The sequence below is a fragment of the Seonamhaeicola sp. ABD4_340 genome (assembly GCF_056312135.1).
This window is the reverse complement of record NZ_CM149981.1, coordinates 784664-801871: the sequence shown is the minus strand read 5'-3', so window position 1 is coordinate 801871 and position 17208 is coordinate 784664. Positions and strand designations below refer to the sequence as shown.

Genomic DNA, 17208 nt, shown 5'->3' with positions numbered 1-17208 from the left:
TATTTGAAAAAAGCGTATTAATGCGTAAAATCCTGAAAATTTCATAAAATTATATGATTGCTACAATTCAATATAAATCAAAAAAACTCAAAATAGATTTAACACAACCCATTGATATTTCAATAGGTATTAATGCTAGTAAAAACAATGTGAATGCATGGTATGTTGCGCCACCAAAAATTACACCTGTGGTAGATAATGATTGGGTTGCAAGTGTAAAAAATGGTGCCTGTATAAACTTTAATAACATAGCTTTTAACCCTCATGCACACGGTACGCACACCGAGTGTGTTGGCCATATAACTGAAGAGGTTCAGTCTATAAATACACACTTAAAAACATATTTTTTTTTAGCTGAAGTAATAACCGTTGCGCCCGAAAACTTTAATAACGATGCCGTAATTTCAAAAAAACAACTGCAATTTGCCATTGGCAACAAAAAACGCGATGCTATAATTATTAGAACATTACCAAATACTAAAGAAAAATTAACACGACAATATTCACATACCAATCCGCCTTATTTGTTAGAAGAAGCCGCTGTATATTTAAGGCAAAAAGGAGTAAAACATTTACTTATAGATTTGCCAAGTATTGATAAAGAAAAAGATGAATGCCAACTTTTAGCACACAATGCTTTTTGGAATACTAAAGGCAACATTAGAAAAAACGCTACCATAACAGAGCTCATTTATGTGCCTAATAAAGTAAATGATGGCATGTATATTTTAAACCTTCAAATAGCGCCTTTTGAAAATGATGCAACACCAAGTAAGCCTATTTTATATAATATTTTAGAATAACACTATGGAAACATTTTTAGCCATTATAATTACAGCATTAGTAACTTTAGGAGGTGTAACTGTTTTTAAAAGCATAAAGAAAAAACAGTTGGTAAACGCCCAGTCTGTAATACTTTTAGATAAAATAAAAAAGGTATGTAAATTTATAACTGTTGAAGGTGATTTTGCCGAAATTTACCATTATGAAGATGTAAAACAGAAGTTTTTAAAGCTAATAAGTAGCAAAAAAAAGGCATTGGTTGTTATTAATGCCAAAGCACATGTTGGGTATGATTTGTCTAAAATTCAGCTAACAAGTAATACTACAAATAAAACCATTGTTTTAGAACATTTTCCTGAGCCCGAAGTACTATCAATAGAAACAAATTTGAATTATTACGATAAATCTGATGGGTTTTTTAATAAGTTTGAAGCAACAGACTTGACAGATTTGCACCAAGAAGCAAAACATCACATACAGGCTAAAATACCAGAAAGCGGACTAATACAAATTGCACAAGCCGAGGTAAAAGAAACCATTCAATTAATTGAAACTATTGTAGAAACCATTGGTTGGCAGTTAGATTATTCAACTTTAAAACTTTCGCAGAACGATATTAAAAAACTAGAAAAATGATTGAAATATCAAAAGACAAAAGTAAACTTCAAATTAATGTTATTCATGGTTTTTTAAAAAACACCTATTGGGCAAAAGGAAGAACTATTCAAGAGGTTGAAAAAAGCATACATCATTGTTTGTGTTTTGGAGTGTATTTAAACGAAAAGCAAATAGGATTTGCCAGAATAGCTACAGATTATACGGTTTTTGCATATTTAATGGATGTGTTTATTTTAGAAGATTACAGAGGTAAAGGATACTCAAAACAATTAATAGCTAAAATTATTTCAGACGAAGAACTGAAATCTTGTACCGTTTGGATGCTTAAAACAGCCGATGCTCATGAGCTTTACAAACAATTTGGATATGTAGAATTACAATCGCCTGAAAAGCTAATGGAACGTTTACTGTAATTTTAACACATGGATATTGAACACATTAGAACATACTGTTTAAGTAAAAAAAGCACCACAGAAGATTTTCCTTTTGATGAGCATACTTTGGTTTTTAAAGTGCATGGTAAAATGTTCGCATTAGTATCATTGCAGTGGTGGGAGCGTGGTGAAGCAGCAATCAACTTAAAATGCAATCCTGATTATGCCGAAGAATTACGCGCTGAATATAGTAGTATTCGTCCCGGATATCATATGAGTAAAAAACATTGGAATACAATATATATTCATGAAGGCGAATTATCTTTTCAATTTATAAAACAACTTATAGACCATTCATACGAAATGGTTATTAAAGGCTTGCCTAAAAAACTTAGAGAAAGTTTGTAAATTATAGTATTATTGCACAAAATTTCATACATGAGCGTAATACAGACTTTAAAAGAAAGAAGCAATAACACTTGTGAGCTTTGTGGTGCATCAAATAACTTATCTCAATACACCATTCCGCCGTCATTAAATGAAAATGTAGATAATGATATATTAGTTTGTTCAACTTGTAAAAGTCAAATTAATGGTGATGTTGAAATGGATGTAAACCATTGGCGTTGTTTAAATGACAGTATGTGGAGCGAGCATGTAGCAGTGCAAATAATGGCGTGGAGAATGCTGCAAAGGTTACGTAATGAGGGTTGGCCAAAAGATTTGTTAGATATGATGTATTTAACAGATGAAGCTTTAGCACTTGCAAGAGCTACTGGTGAAGATAAAGACCCCAGTGAAAAAATTATTCACAGAGATGCCAATGGCGTTCAATTACAGGCTGGAGATGCTGTAGTTTTAATAAAAGACTTAAAAGTAAAAGGGTCTAGCATGGTGGCAAAACAGGGTACAGCCGTTAGAAATATTAGACTAGACCATGAGAATGCCAAATATATTGAAGGCAAAGTAGGGGCGCAATTAATAGTTATAATAACAGATTATGTTAAAAAGATTTAATTGTTTTCATTCTTCTTTTTAAACTAATTTAAACTTAAAATGTAATAACTATTAATTTTTTTAAGTTGATGTGTCTGCAATAATTTTCCATTCACCATCAATCTTTTTAAATACAAGCATAAAAATGCCATCGGCATTACCAACATCACGTTTAATATGGTACTCACCTAAAACATAGTAAGCGCCTTCAGTAATTTTAGTAATAGCATTAATTCTAAAATTTAGCTTGCCCGTATGCTCTTTTGTTGGGTAGGCTTTTAAATATCTTTCTAAAGTGTTTTCCCAACCTTGAGTGATACCATTAGCGCTGTAAAACGATAGCGAATCGCTTTTCCAGTAACCTTCCATGTATTCTTCAATATTATCTTTAGACCATGCAAGCCTTTGCGCTTTTAAAACAGCTTGTATGTCTTTTATATCTTTTTCTTCAGAATTTTGAGCATAACCAATAAAGGTGGCAGCTAAAAAAAGTGTTAAAATAAGTGTAAGTTTCTTCATTATAAATATTTATGAGCGCGGTAAAAATAAATAAAACAAAATATATAATGGTTATTCATCGGAGTTTTTAGCATGCTTTTTTTGTTTATCTAATGTTCTTCTTTATTCATCGATTTAATAATGATTTTGAATACTTCAGGTATATATTTATATCAAAATTAAATGTCTCCCTCAAATTTAATATTAACTTATAAAAATGCTATTATGGATTTAAGAATTACTAACTGCAACAATTTTTTTAAAATTAGAGGTGTTTTAAACAAAGAAAGTATCATTCTTTTTGATCAAGAGTTTAAAAATATTTTTGAAAAAATGGACAACCTAAAAGTTAGCATTGAAGGTGTTGAAAGTATGGACAGACACGGTGTAAATGCTATTACAAAACTACACAGAGAAGCTTTAATGAAAAACAAAAGTTTGTCTATTATAGGTTACGGTTGTAAAGATTTATACAATCATTTTAAAGCAACAGCGGCGGCTTAATATAGCATTTGGTCTATACCTTTTGGTTATTGAACGTAGCAAAATAGCATTTTGTTGTTTTGTTATAATAACTTAAGTTTTTTTACATTATTTTTATATTCTAGCCTTTTTTGTGGCTAGTCCCTAAATTTATTGTAAAATTTAAACTGTAAGTTATGAGTTTAATAATTAATACTGTTGAAAATAACTACCATTTAATTGGTGAGTTAACACAAACTAATGCTAAAGAATTAGAAAAAATTTTAACCAAAGGCTTTAAAAAGTTTAATAAGGTTATTATAAACATTGAAGAAGTAAGTGCTATTGATAGGCATGGCGTTAATGTTATTGCTACTTTGCACCAAACTGCTTTAAAAACTAATAAAAGTTTAGCTATAGTTGGTTATGGTTGCAAAGATTTGTATAACCATATAAATACCAATACCGCTGCTTAATTTACAGTACTTTTTTCTGATTTTTTAAAAATGCATTGGCTTGTAATTGCATAAGTTCTTTTGTAGTTTGGTGTTTGTGTTTGTAAAGTGCATCATCATTTTCAATATCAGCGTAAACACGATCATTAATACTGTTATCAGTCTGTAACATAAGCGCTCTTTGTTTTTTGTTTTGCGTTACATTTGTTTTAATCATGTCTTCTTGGTCTTCAAGCTTTAAGTCATAAGCGCCTTTAGGTGCTAATAATTTTGCTAAAATGGGCGATGTTTCTATGGCCAAAAATAACAGGAAAATAAATAAAGAAGGTAGCCAAGGTAACTTATTCAAGGAGTTTACACGTGCCATTAAACCATCAAAATTATTAATTATAGGTTGTGTACTATCTACTTGTGTTTGGTAGTTTTCTTGTAATTGCTCAATTTTTAATTCAGCTGTTTTTATTTTTTCTTTATGTTCTTTTTTTAGAAGTTGTAATTCTGCGAAAAGCGCATCATGTTTATCGCGTTTTTCTTTGTAAACAGGGCCTTTTCCAACGCGTTTTGTGCCTGCGGTTCCTTCAGCTTCGGCTATATATGTGTTGTAAAGCTTATTAACTTCGGTTTCTTTATTATTTATTTCTTGTTCAAGTTTAGTAATGCTACTTTTTAAGGCATCAATACTTGGGTTGTATTGTTCTGCTATTTTAGTTTTATTATTAAGTGTCAATTGATTTTTTTCTTCTAATAATACTTGATTGATTTCTTTTTCAAAAATTTTCAACTCTAAAGGTTTCGATATAACTATGGCTATTATAACAGCTAATATTATTCTAGGTGAAGCTTGTATAATTTCATCTATAATATTGTCAGTTTTTTTAATGGTAGAAACTATATACCTGTCTAAATTAAAAATTAACATTCCCCAAATACAACCGAAAAATATAGCAGTGTAGAGATTATCAAAAACAGTGTAAAGTGCATAACTTGCAGCTATTGTAGCCATTAGTGCTGTGAAAAATACCGTTGCGCCTATACCTGTATATTTATTTTGTTCACCTTTTGAACATTGCTCTAGAATATCAGTATCTGCCCCAGAACAGAGGATGAAAAATGGCTTTAACATAATATGATTGTTTTTTGATTGACTGCCTTAGCAGATTGATGATTGACTATTAGAACGTTAAAACTGATGAAATGTTACAAAAAAACCCCGAAATTTCGGGGCTCTCTTTTTTCAAGAATTCTATTAGGGAGAATTCAAGAAGCGCTATTAATCAGATAATTAATGCTGTTTAATTACAATTTTTTTGCTGATACTACTTAATTGAGTTTCAATTTTAAAAATGTAAATACCGCTGTTTAGGTTTAGCGGAATGCTTTCAGTTTTAATAACACCTTGCTTTATTAAATTGCCGGTGGTATTGTAAATGCTGTATTTTTGGTTTACTAATGTTTTAGAAACTTTTACAAAATCTGAAGCGGGATTTGGATAAATAGATACTATTTCAGCAATATTGTTTGTAGTAGAAAGTGTTGAAGGGTCAAAACTATAAAGTTCATTGCCTGTTGTGCCATTATCACCTTCAAAATATATTTTTCCGTTTAAAACAGCTAGATCATCTACGTCTTTAATAGTGCTATCTATTTGAAGAATTGAAGTTCCATCGGTTCTAAAAAGATGGTAGCTACTGTCATTACCATCTTTACCTTTGTAGTATAATAATCCATTGTTTACTACAAATTCAGCAGGGTCATGGTTAATATTTGTTCCTGAAATATTGCTAATTTGAGTTACGGTATCTGTAGCAGGATTATATGCGTATAATTGATCTCCGTTTGCACTGTCATCACCTTCAAAATATAAAACATTATTCCATGCAAAAAGGTTTGTTATGCCAGATAAAGTACTTGCTTGCGCCACGGCTACTGTGCCTGCTTCAGTGCCATCGGTTTTCCAAAGGGCATTATCTGCCTCAAAGTATACTTCATTATTTAAAACTGTAAAGAAACTGATACTAGAATCTCCTGTGCCAGTGTCAATATCCTTAATTAAAGTAAATAATCCGGTACTTGGGTCGTATTCATAAAGTTCACGTCCAATAGTTGGCTCGTCTTCAGAATAATCCATGTAACACAATAGTTTGTTGTTAAAAACAGTAAATGTAGCTCCAATAACTGCTTCTGTACCTGTGCCATTATTGGTTACTGGTGAAATGTTAGAGCCGTCAAATTGATAGAGTTTATTACTATCTGTGGTTAATACAAAGTATATTAATCCGCCAGTTTCTATTGGGTTAAATACAAAAGGGGTGCCAGTAGCATTGGTGCCACTTTCAGAGCCATCTGTTGAAAATAATACGTTGCCACCACCAGTATTTGCAGAAAAATATAGTGTATTGTTGTATTCAAAAAAACCTGAAGGAGAAGAACTACTAGAGCCGGTTCTTAAATCTTTTACAAAGGTTGTACCTGCCTCGGTTCCATCAGTTACCCAAAGTTCTTTTCCAAGGTCTGAACCACCTGGGGTGTTAGAGCCGTTAGAATCATCAGCAGCAAAATAAATTTTTCCGTTGTAGGTAAATAAGTTTGCTGGTAGAGAGCTAGAAGTACCGTTGTCATTAATTTCTTTTACTTGTGTTATTTGTGCGTTTAAACTAACAACAGTTAGTAATGTTATAAAAAGAAGTAGTAATTTTTTCATAAATTTTGAGTTTTAAGGAGTTATTAATTATTACATAGGAAGTTTAGGAATTATGGTTCTGCCTTTACTAGATTTTAAGCTCTCTAAAAAGGCAATTAGGGCCGTAATTTCTGTTTTTTCTAAGTGTAGTTTTTTTAAAATAGGCGATGTAGTTGGTATTAAAGAGTCTCTACCAACGCCTAAATATTTTTTTTGTATTGGAGCTGGGTTACCAAGATTGTAGTATTCAATAACATCTAAAAGGCTAGGGAAGTTGCCGTGGTGCATCCAAGGGCCCGTTCTTGATACTTCTCTTAAGGTTGGTGTTTTAAATTTTCCAATATCTTCCATGTTGTTTGTAACATGGTATCTGCCAAAATCTTCATCTTTTGTGCCAAAAAGGGTTTGCCCGTCATTATGGAAATTGTTATCACTAAAGTATGGTGTGTTGTGGCAGTTTATGCAGCGCGCTTTGGTTCTAAATAAGTGCAAGCCAAGTACTTCTTGATTTGTAAGTTTTGTAGAGTCTCCTTCAACAAATTTATCAAAGTTACTTTTGTAGCTGTTAACAGTTCTTTCAAAAGTAGCTATAGCATATTGTATGCGTTTTAAAGATACAGAATCGTTACCAAAAGCGGCTTTAAAAAGCGGTTTATAGCCTTCAATATTAGCAATTTTATCAACAGCAATATTTAACTTTTCATTCATTTCTAAAGGGTCTGCAACAGGAAATCTCGCTTGGTCTTCAAGACTGTTTGCACGCCCATCCCAAAACAAGGTATGTGCAAAACCACTATTTAAAATAGTCATAGAGTTTCTTTTGCCTGTTTGTCTATCATGACCAAAAGAGCGGGTAGAATTATCTGTCCATGCAAGTTCTGGGTTATGGCAAGAAGCACAAGCAATTTGTCCGCTTACAGATAGCCTTGGGTCAAAAAAAAGGGTTTTACCAAGTTTGGCTTTTTCAGCAGAATACGGGTTGTATTCTGGGTGTTTTACTTTTGGTAATGCACCAATATCTTTAAAGGTAGTTTTATCTATTAGGCTATCTAAATTTGGTGTTGGCCATTTGTTGGGGTTTCCGCTAGAATAAACGTTTTTTAAATAAGCAATATCAGTGTATTGTTCTTTAGTTTCTTGTTTGCATGATACACACAATACAATTAACGAAAAGATAGTTGTTAAGGATTTTTTCATTTTTCTATAAATCGTAATCAGTTATACAATTGGTGTTGGTTAATGGTTCAGGGTCTGTATACGAGTTGTTGTTGTATATTCTATATTCAGAGCTTACGGTGCCTCCAAAAAGAGCCTCGTTGGTGGTGTTTAGTGTAAAAGCTATTTCAAATAAGCCATTTTCAATTTCTTCATAAGTACCTTCGCCAGAAATTGCAATGCTGTAGCTTGTGCCACTACTACTAGAAATGGTTATAAATTGCGGTGTAATAATTACATTGCCTTTTGTGTTATTATTGCCGTTTTCAGGAAAGAACTCAATAGCATCTTGTACATTAAAACCAGGAGAATTTGCTGATGAAATTGATTCGCCATTAAACCATCTCTTAAAATTGAAAGAGTTTGTAGTGGCCGTTGGGTTAATAGTTGCATTAAAACCTATTTTAAAAGCGTGATGGTAAATATCATCATCAGTATTTGGTGTGCCATTATCACTAAAAAGCACCGCATTTTCATCACTCTCATCTACAAGCACCGGATAGGTGAAAGCAAAAAAGCGTTGCCATTCACAAATGCCATCATTGTTAAAGTCGTTCCAGTGTTCGCCGTAAGTTCTGTGAAATTGATCAGATAAATTATAAAAATTTGAAGCAGTGTTAACGTTTACATCTCTATCAGTTTTTATTGGTTTTACAATTTGAAGTGTGTTGTTACCAACAGTACTATAAAGCTCAGTATCTTGTAATGTTATAATGGTTTGGTAGTATACATTATCATTATTTATGCTTTCGTTTAAAGTAATGGTATATTTAACAAAGGTTCTGTCTTCAGCTAGCTCCTTTAAAGTAAGCGAGTAATCAAAGCCATTTAAAAACTCAAACATGTTTATGTTTTCAATTTCTGAAGGAATAAAACCGTTTGGGAAATTCACTGTAAAATCAATTTCTTCACCAGCATTACCGGCTATTTCAATTCGGTTTTTTGGAAAGGTGTATGTTGTGCTTGGTGTTTCTAAATTAACAGTAAACACATCATTTTTGTAAATATTGTTAAGATTTCCAATGGTTATTGATGGATTTGAAACACTTTCTAGTTTTAAGGTAATATTTTGGGTGTTTTCCCAACGTTCATTAAAGTTTATATAAATAGTATCTGTAAGTTGTGTATTTTGAAAAGATACTTGGTTATTAGGCATTACGCTGAACAAATTACTATTTGCACTGGTTGAAATGCTGTAATTAACTGTTACCGTTTCATTTAATGTTTTAGATGAAAGTGTAACAGGAATTTTTAAGGTTTTAAGCACATTATTTGTGAACGATTCTTTAGGTAAAAGCCCACTGTTAATAAGCGGATATACTAAGGGTTCATTATTAGAATTTGCTAAAAAGTTAAACCTTACAAACGATGTGTTTTCTGAAATATTAGTATCATCGTCATTTGAGCAACCCAATACTAAAGCTAATAATATTAGAGCTAAAAATGGTATTTTTTTAGTATGATTCATTTTGTTGTAAGTTTGAGTTAAGGTTGATGTTGTCTTGCGGAATTGGTAAAATATATTTTCCTGACGGATAGTTTAAATTACATGTGTTTGATATACAGCCATTGTTTCTAACAACATCTTTATGTAGTCTTGCCAAGTCAAAAAACAAATGTCCTTCAAAACAAAATTCTTTGCGGCGTTCTTGTAAAAGGTGGTCTTCTAAATTATTTGTGGTTGTAAGTAGTTCTATATTAGCACGCTGCTTAATAACATTTATGTTGTTTTTTGCGTCATCTAAATTGTTAAGGTTTAATGAAGCCTCGGCACGTACTAAATACATTTCGCTTAGTCTTAAAACAGGGTATCCTGGGTTGTCTTGAAATTTTTTAGTGAAATAATACGGTGCATCTTCTAAATCATTAACAACAAATGTAGGCAACTGCTGCTCTAAGAATAGGTTTTTACGAATATCGGTATCATCAAAAAGGGCAAGTAAATCGGCCGAGGCTACATATTTTTCATAATCTGATGCAGATAAAAAACCAAAGTGTTGCGCTAATGAGCCACCTATGGTATCTTCTTCATCTCTAGGAATAGAAAACTCTAAAAGAATTTCACTAATGGCATTGTTAGGGTCTTCCCATTCTGTAATGTAGTTTTCGGTTGTTGTAAGGTTTATGCCAGAATTATTAATAACATTATTTGCTGCAATAAAAGCATTATCCCAATTGTTCGTGGTTAAATAAATTCTGGCTAAAAGAGCTTCAGTATTTATTTTATTAAAAAACGAATAGTTTATACCGGTTAAGGCAGTATTATTGGTGTATAGAGTTAGCGCGTTTAAAATATCATCAATAATAAAATTATAGGTACTTTTGGCGGTTTCGCGTTTAGGGTATGTAATACCGTTGCTTAAAGTTGAGGTTTTGTAAACAATACCAGGGTGACTTGCATCTGCTGTGAATGTATAGTTTTGAGCATATAACAGTGCCAGTATGTAGTGCATGTAACCTCTTATAGTTAAGCACTCTGCGCTAATTTGATTTTTTTCTTCGGTAGTGGCATCAGGTAAAGTGTCAATATATTCTAATATTAAATTAGCCTGGTTTATAATATCGTAACTTTCATTGTAAAACGAATCAAAATTACTTTCAATTGCTAAATCTTGAAATGCGTATACATTTTCAATATTTACAGGAGTAGTTATTTTGCCAGTATTACTGCCGTTAATTGTTGGTGAAAACGTTAAGTTGCCTCCTTGCAAATCTGCATACACAGCGAAGCGTTCGCCTCTAACATGGGCCTCTAAACTAACATAAGCGCCATTTAAAGCTTCTAAAACACCTTGTTTTGTGCTTAACTGTTGTGCTATTGAGGTTTGAGATCCGGGTTCTTGTTCTAAAAAATCACTACAACCAAACATTAAAACCGTTAATAAAAGTGCTTTAAAATGAGTGTTTTTTATGGTTTTTATTATGTTTTTCATGCTTTTAAAATTTTCCGTTAATACCAAGTGAAATGGTTCTGGCTTGTGGATACGTAAACCTAAATTCTCTAATACCGTTTCTGTTACTTGGGCTCTTATCTTTATACCAATACGCAACATTTGATACATCAATAAATGCACTTAAGGTTTTTAAAAAAGGAACACTATTATGCGGAAAGCGGTAGCGTAAATTAATGTTGTTAATTTTTAAGTATGTAGCATCATATAAATGCTTGCTTAAATTTGAAAGAGGCGGATTGTTGCTAGTTACTGCAGGTTGTAATGCAATATCACCTTGTTGGCGCCAATAATCATAAGCATTGACAGATAAGTTTCTGTTAGAGGTTATGTTGTATTTTGAAATAAGCTCATCTTGTACTAAAAAATCGCCGCCAATTTGAAACGAAGCCCTTACCGAAAAGTCTATGTTATTGTTAATTGAAATAGTATTGCTAAAACCACCAAACGCATCGGGTTGGCTATCGCCAATAGGTATCCAATCATCGGCATCAAAAAGTGAGTTATAGGTTACAGCATCATAAATTTGGCCATCTTTTTCAAGTAAATCTCTTCCAGTTGCCGGATCTATACCAACCCAGTTAATACCCCAAATGGTAGATGTACTATGACCAATTTTTTGAGCCAATGCACGCTCTGAAGTAGAAAAGGCATCACCTAAACCCACAAGATCAGTTACTTCGCTATTTAAGGTTGAAACATTAAAAGAAGTTGACCATTTAAATTTTTCAGAATCTATCCATTTTATACGTGTTGAAACCTCTAAACCTTTGTTGTACATGCTTGCTGCGTTAAGTTGTACAGAGGTATAGCCAGTTTCAGAAGGTATGTTTCGGCTAGTAATTAAATCTGTAATATCATCGTAGTAATATTCAATAGATAGGTTTATGCTTTTAAATACATTAAAATCTATGCCAGCATTAAATTTGGTGTTTTTTTCCCAACTTAAGTTGCCGTTTGGTGCAGTTGAAGGTATTGCATATGGCGTGCCATTATAACCAAAATCAAAAGTGTTGTAAAGTCCCTTAGAGCGGTATGACCCAATTCTAGAGTTTCCGGTTGTACCGTAACTTAGCTTAAATTTTAAGAAGTCTATCCAGTTGCTGTTACTTAAAAAGTTTTCGTTACTTGCTATCCAGCTTAAACCGGCACCACCGTTGTAGGCAATATTAGTGTCGTCACCAAAAACTGAACTCTCATCTCTTCTAAAATTTCCTAAAAAGAAGTAGCGTTTTTTATAGTTGTAATTTATTTGAGAAAAGTATGAAACTCTTGAGTTGTAGCTAATATCTTCACTGAAATTTTGACTATCAAAAGTTTCATCAGAAGATGTTAAAGGGTTGTCATCTCTAACGGCATTAGATATATCATTTAAAATATTAGGGTTGGTAAAACCACGGCCACTAGTGTAATTAAAATCTACTTTATCTTCAGCTAATTCAATACCTATAATACCATCAATAGTATGATGATTGTTTATTTGTTTGTTGAAAGATGCTTGCCCTTGCCAGTTCCATTTTGTAGTGTTTCTTTCGTTTAACAAACGCATGCCCCAGTTAGGGTATGTTGTTCCGTTAAGGGTGAATGTTCCGCTAAATCTTCCGCTTTCATTGGCGCCAGAAAAGTAACGGTCTTGATCTTTGTTTGAGTATGACAAACCAAATAAAGAAGATATTTTTATAGCATTTGATATTTGATAAGAAGCCCTTAAGCTACCAAGCATACTATAGGTTTTTGATACGTTTTTGTTTTGCTCAATGGCTGCAAGCGGATTACCCAAACCTGCTACACCAACATTTGCATACGTGCCATCTTCATTAAAAGGAGATAACGTAGGGGCAAAAGCGTAACTGTAATAAATATTAGGAGCATCTTTATTAATGTAGCTAGGGTTTAGTGCTAAGCTTACATCAAACTTATTTTTGCGATATCCTAAATTTATGCTTCCGTTGAGTTGTTTTGTGCTGTTACCTAGTTGAGGTTCTTCAATATCTTTGAAGCTTATACTTGTTCTGTAAGAAAATGTTTTTGTGGCCCCAGACACATTAAAGTTGTAGTTTTTAAAAACGCCTGTATTATTTAACAGGTTGAACCAGTTTGTATTAACACCATTGTGAGGTGTGGGGGTGAAGCCCGTAGTTGTGTTTTTTAAATATTCGTTTCTTAGTTCATTATATTGTTCACCGCTTAAATATTCTATTTGATTAATAGCTGATGAAATTCCTAGTTGCGTTGAAAATTCAAATTTAGGGCTTCCTAATTTACCTTTTTTGGTGGTTATTATAATAACACCGTTGGCACCATCTGCACCATAAATACTTACTGCGGCAGCATCTTTTAAAATAGAAATGCTTTCAATGTTTTCTGGTGATATTTGAGCAAGCGGATTTGATAAGTCTTCTGCAAAACTACCGCTGCCATCAAAAAGTAAGCGGTCTATTCCAGATTCTTCAGTTAATATAATGCCATCAATTATAATTAACGGCTGTGTTGAGGTGCCTAAAACTGCGTTTCCCAAAGGACTTAAACTTCCTTGGCCACGAATGTTAATTTTAACCGGCGTGCCTACACCAGATGTGTTTTCAACCAAAACACCAGCTACTTGCCCTTCAATCATTTTATCAATACTTTCAACAGCTTGTTCCTTTGGTATATCATTGGCATTTATTGTAGATATACTGCCAACAACTTCTTCTCTTAATTTCTCAGTGCCATATGATGTTGTAATTACTACTTCATCTAATTTATTTGAGTTTTCTTTTAAATAAACAGTGAAGTTTGATTGGTTTCCTACTAAAATATCTTGGGTTTTCATACCTAAATATGATACTTCAAAAACTGTATTATTAATATTTATCCCTTTTAGTAAGTATGTAAATTGGCCATCTAAATTGGTAATGGCGCCTTTGGCTGTACCTTTAATTTTTATAGTGGCGCCAGGTAAAGGAAAGTTGTCTGTGGCACTTAATACAGTGCCTTTTACTAGGCGTTCTTGTATTTGCTGAGAGGTTTTGGTGCTAGTTTGTGTGTTTTTTGGGGTAAGTAAAACTTGGTTGTTGTTTATTATAAACGCAATGTTTGTGTTTTTAAAGAGCGTAGTTAATGTTTCGGTTAGTGTTTTATTTTCTGTTGAAACACTTGTTTTTTTACTAACATCAATTTTTTTTGTGTTATAAATAAAGCGGTAGCTGGTTTCTTCTTCAATATGCTTTATAATGTTGCTTAAGGGTGTTTTGTTGAAATTAAGGCTAAGTTTTTTGTTTTGCGAAAACCCGTTTAAGCAACATAAAAAGAGCGTAACTGTTATTATTTTTTTAATTAAGTGGTTAGTTTTAGTTATTGTCATATACATTAATGAATTAATGAGGTTGTGTTATATTTATAGTGTTGTTGTTTAGGTTGTAATTAAAAGGTGTGTCAATTTTTAAAAGGTTTAAAATATTAGTTATGTCATCTTTTACATATACAGAGCCTGTAAATTGTTGTTGCGCTAATGTTTTACTATTGTTATTTATGGTAACGTTATAAGCACGTTCAAGTTTTTTTAGCATTTCAGGAAATGGCATGTTATTAAAAATAAGTTCTCCATGAATCCATGAAATGTGGTCGTCTATTTTAATAGTATTAAGGTTAAAAGTTTTTGTTGTTTTGCTCCATTTAGCTTGTTGGTTAGGCGCTAAATGCATGGTGTTTTCAGGATTGCTGCTTTGTGAAACTAATACGGCTCCTTCCATGAGTTCGCAGTGAGCAAAATCATCATTATTATATGTGCTTAGGTTAAATTTTGTACCTAAAACTTCAATGTTTATATTGTTTGTTTCAACTATAAATGGGTGTGCTTTATCTTTGGTTACTTCAAAAAAAGCTTCGCCAGTAAGTGTTACTTTTCGGTTGTTTAAACCGGCAAATTGCACAGGGTATTTAAGTGTGCTACCAGCGTTTAGGTGAACAATAGTACTGTCAGACAGAACTACTCTAAATGTTTTTCCGTAAGGAACTTTAAGGGTGTTGTATGTTGCATTATTTGTTATGGGCTCTGTATTAGTGTAAACAATTTGGTTTGCTTGTTGTTTGCCCAAAACATGTCCTTCTGTATCGGTTATTACTTTGTTTGGAGTGGTGTTTGTAAGTTTTTGGGTGTTGCCATTGCCAAGTTCTAGTACTACTTCATTTTCAATAGGGGTGTTGTTGTAGTAGTTTTTTAAATAAAAACTTACTGAAATTAATAACACAACAGCAGCTGCATATTTAAGTATTGTTTGTGTTGTAAATACGGGTTTTCTTTTAATTTGTGATTGTATTTGTTTTAAAGCAATGGTTTTGTTAATTGGGTTTTGGGTAGGTGCCATTGCCCATGCTTTTTTAAGAGCAATAAATTCTTGCTTATTATCTTCGGAAGTTTCAATCCAATTAAAAACTTTTTGGATTTCAGTTTCTGATGCTTTGTTGTTTAAGTATTTGTAAATTAAATCTTTATTCATGTTAAATAAGCTTAGTAGTGTTGGTTTTATTAGAAAATGAATGCATCATTCTAAATGGCTTGTTATAATAAGTACCCTTAAGGTTAAAGTAACCCTATAAAAAATTTTGATTTTTTTGTAAAACGTGTGTTAAATGAAGTTTAAAATAAAGAAGATAGGTATGAAGCTAGCTTTACCCTAAGCACTTTAAGCGCTTTTGTCATGTGAGATTCAACAGTTTTTATACTAATACCAAGTTCTTCAGCAATTTCACTGTTTTTTTTATTATCAAAACGCTTTTTAATAAAAATAGTTTTGGTTTTTTTAGGTAATTCGTTTAAAGATTTGTCTATAAGTGTTTGTAATTCATACAGTGATAAAGTATCAAACTCCATAGATTTTAAAACCTCTAAATTAATGGTTTGCTCCTTTTTGTTTAAGGTGTTGCTTTTGTATTTTTCTTTTACCTTATTATGCCTAATAGCATTTAAGCATTTAGATTTAGCGTAAGTATATAGGTAGGTTTCAATGCCTTTAGGTTTTTTTATGTTTTTACGGTGTTCCCAAAGGTTTAAAAAGGCTTCTTGTGTAATATTTTTGGCATCACTTTCATTGTATATAAACTGTATGCAAAAACCTAAAATATGGCTATAGTGTTTATTGAAAAAAAATTCAAACGCTTTTTCGTTACCTAATTTAAATTGTTTAAACAGGCGTTGTTGTATGTCTTCTTCATATTCTCTTTTCATTATTTACACAGTTAGTATGCAAAAGTAATGAAATTTGTTATTTAGAATTGTTAAAAATAATAGTGTTTTTTTGATGACTTGATAATTATTTTCTACTTCTTATGCTTTCAATAATAACAGTGGCAAGAATTAGGCTACCACCAATATAAGTGTTTGGTGAAGGTATTTCATTTAAAAAGAAAAAGGCTAAAATTATACCAAATATAGGTTGGGTACTTAAAATAATACTGGCAGTACTTGCAGAAAAATGCTTCAGGCTTTTTAGAAAAAGTGAATGCCCAATGGCAGTGGCAAAAAGTGCTAATAGAATTATATACGGGTATTGTGATTTAATGCCCGAAGTATCAAAAAAGTATAGTACTGGTGATAAAACAAGGGTTACAACCACCAATTGAAACGTCATTAGCATAGTGCCATTATATTTTTGGGCTCTTTTTTTTAGAAGAATATTTCTTAAAGTGAATAATACAGCTGAAATAAGCCCCCAAATAATACCCATAAAATCGGAGTTTTGAAGGTTGAATTCTGGAGCTAAAATATAAATGCCTATTAACACTAAAATGGCCAGTGGTATGTGTGCTTTGTCAAATTTAGTATCGGTAAAAATAGGTTCTAAAATAGAAGTAATGGCAGGAAACGTATAAAGTGATAACATGCCTATTGATACGTTTGATACTTTTATTGAATGGAAATAGGTAATCCAGTGTGCGGCCAAAAATAAAGCGCTTAATATTATAACAGCTTTATCTGTAAATGAACTGAATTTAAATGATATTTTTTTATATCTGCAAAATATATAGAGTACTAACAGTGCAATAAAGGCACGCCACCAAATTATAACTACAGCAGGCATTTGAATGTATTTGCCTAAAACGGCTGCGGTACTTATTAAAAATGTAGCAAAACTAAGTTCTAAAACGTTTTTTAAATGTGTGCTTTTCATTGTGTTAGCGATTGTAGTGGCATC

General features: G+C 32.2%; 17 protein-coding genes. 7 read left to right on the top strand and 10 right to left on the bottom strand.

All coding sequences use genetic code 11. The features are described 5' to 3' along the window. The first annotated feature begins 53 nt into the window (after positions 1 to 53). The 5 genes from ACYX4H_RS03540 to ACYX4H_RS03520 are packed head-to-tail and all read left to right on the top strand — an operon-like array spanning position 54 to position 2792. Positions 54 to 803: a cyclase family protein gene (locus ACYX4H_RS03540; RefSeq protein WP_476237836.1), complete on the top strand. Its 750-nt coding sequence runs from the start codon at positions 54 to 56 to the stop codon at positions 801 to 803. 4 nt (positions 804 to 807) lie between these two features. Continuing rightward, complete coding sequence (locus ACYX4H_RS03535) at positions 808 to 1419, top strand: DUF4230 domain-containing protein (protein ID WP_476237834.1); 612 nt, start codon at positions 808 to 810, stop codon at positions 1417 to 1419. Next, positions 1416 to 1814, top strand: a complete 399-nt coding sequence (locus tag ACYX4H_RS03530; protein WP_476237833.1) for a GNAT family N-acetyltransferase — start codon at positions 1416 to 1418, stop codon at positions 1812 to 1814. Before ACYX4H_RS03535 ends, ACYX4H_RS03530 begins: the two co-directional genes overlap by 4 nt. Before the next feature lie 9 nt (positions 1815 to 1823). Next, positions 1824 to 2183 (top strand): MmcQ/YjbR family DNA-binding protein, encoded by a 360-nt coding sequence (locus ACYX4H_RS03525; RefSeq protein ID WP_476237832.1) that lies wholly within the window; start codon positions 1824 to 1826, stop codon positions 2181 to 2183. 30 nt (positions 2184 to 2213) lie between these two features. Further along, positions 2214 to 2792 (top strand): PhnA domain-containing protein, encoded by a 579-nt coding sequence (locus tag ACYX4H_RS03520; RefSeq protein WP_476237831.1) that lies wholly within the window; start codon positions 2214 to 2216, stop codon positions 2790 to 2792. 60 nt (positions 2793 to 2852) lie between these two features. Here the strand turns inward: ACYX4H_RS03520 and ACYX4H_RS03515 are convergent, their stop codons facing one another. After that, on the bottom strand, positions 2853 to 3290 hold the full coding sequence (locus ACYX4H_RS03515; RefSeq protein ID WP_476237829.1) for a YybH family protein: 438 nt from the start codon (positions 3288 to 3290) through the stop codon (positions 2853 to 2855). A gap of 204 nt (positions 3291 to 3494) precedes the next feature. Between ACYX4H_RS03515 and ACYX4H_RS03510 the strand changes: the two genes are divergently transcribed. Both ACYX4H_RS03510 and ACYX4H_RS03505 read left to right on the top strand, forming a co-directional pair. Then, positions 3495 to 3773 (top strand): hypothetical protein, encoded by a 279-nt coding sequence (locus ACYX4H_RS03510; protein WP_476237828.1) that lies wholly within the window; start codon positions 3495 to 3497, stop codon positions 3771 to 3773. 155 nt (positions 3774 to 3928) lie between these two features. Beyond that, on the top strand, positions 3929 to 4207 hold the full coding sequence (locus ACYX4H_RS03505) for an STAS domain-containing protein (protein WP_476237827.1): 279 nt from the start codon (positions 3929 to 3931) through the stop codon (positions 4205 to 4207). A 1-nt stretch (position 4208) separates the two neighbouring features. On the opposite strand, the gene ACYX4H_RS03500 is transcribed toward ACYX4H_RS03505, so the two are convergent. The 9 genes from ACYX4H_RS03500 to ACYX4H_RS03460 form a co-directional block, all read right to left on the bottom strand. Beyond that, positions 4209 to 5309, bottom strand: a complete 1101-nt coding sequence (locus ACYX4H_RS03500) for a DUF4407 domain-containing protein (RefSeq protein WP_476237825.1) — start codon at positions 5307 to 5309, stop codon at positions 4209 to 4211. Between the two features lie 159 nt (positions 5310 to 5468). After that, positions 5469 to 6887, bottom strand: a complete 1419-nt coding sequence (locus ACYX4H_RS03495) for a T9SS type A sorting domain-containing protein (RefSeq protein ID WP_476237824.1) — start codon at positions 6885 to 6887, stop codon at positions 5469 to 5471. Positions 6888 to 6917: 30 nt separating this feature from the next. Continuing rightward, positions 6918 to 8063 (bottom strand): cytochrome-c peroxidase, encoded by a 1146-nt coding sequence (locus ACYX4H_RS03490; RefSeq protein ID WP_476237823.1) that lies wholly within the window; start codon positions 8061 to 8063, stop codon positions 6918 to 6920. A gap of 4 nt (positions 8064 to 8067) precedes the next feature. Continuing rightward, complete coding sequence (locus ACYX4H_RS03485) at positions 8068 to 9549, bottom strand: hypothetical protein (protein WP_476237822.1); 1482 nt, start codon at positions 9547 to 9549, stop codon at positions 8068 to 8070. Further along, a complete protein-coding gene (locus ACYX4H_RS03480) occupies positions 9536 to 11014 on the bottom strand; it encodes a RagB/SusD family nutrient uptake outer membrane protein (RefSeq protein WP_476237821.1) in 1479 nt (492 codons plus the stop codon). The genes ACYX4H_RS03485 and ACYX4H_RS03480 overlap by 14 nt, the downstream gene beginning before the upstream one ends. Before the next feature lie 4 nt (positions 11015 to 11018). Then, on the bottom strand, positions 11019 to 14378 hold the full coding sequence (locus ACYX4H_RS03475) for a SusC/RagA family TonB-linked outer membrane protein (protein ID WP_476237820.1): 3360 nt from the start codon (positions 14376 to 14378) through the stop codon (positions 11019 to 11021). 13 nt (positions 14379 to 14391) lie between these two features. After that, the gene (locus ACYX4H_RS03470) at positions 14392 to 15513 is read right to left on the bottom strand and encodes a FecR family protein (protein WP_476237819.1); all 1122 of its coding nucleotides are present in this window, start codon (positions 15511 to 15513) and stop codon (positions 14392 to 14394) included. Between the two features lie 140 nt (positions 15514 to 15653). Beyond that, entirely contained in the window at positions 15654 to 16241 is a 588-nt protein-coding gene (locus ACYX4H_RS03465) for an RNA polymerase sigma-70 factor (RefSeq protein ID WP_476237818.1), read from the bottom strand. Positions 16242 to 16326: 85 nt separating this feature from the next. Then, positions 16327 to 17184, bottom strand: a complete 858-nt coding sequence (locus tag ACYX4H_RS03460; RefSeq protein ID WP_476237817.1) for a DMT family transporter — start codon at positions 17182 to 17184, stop codon at positions 16327 to 16329. Positions 17185 to 17208: the final 24 nt, after the last annotated feature.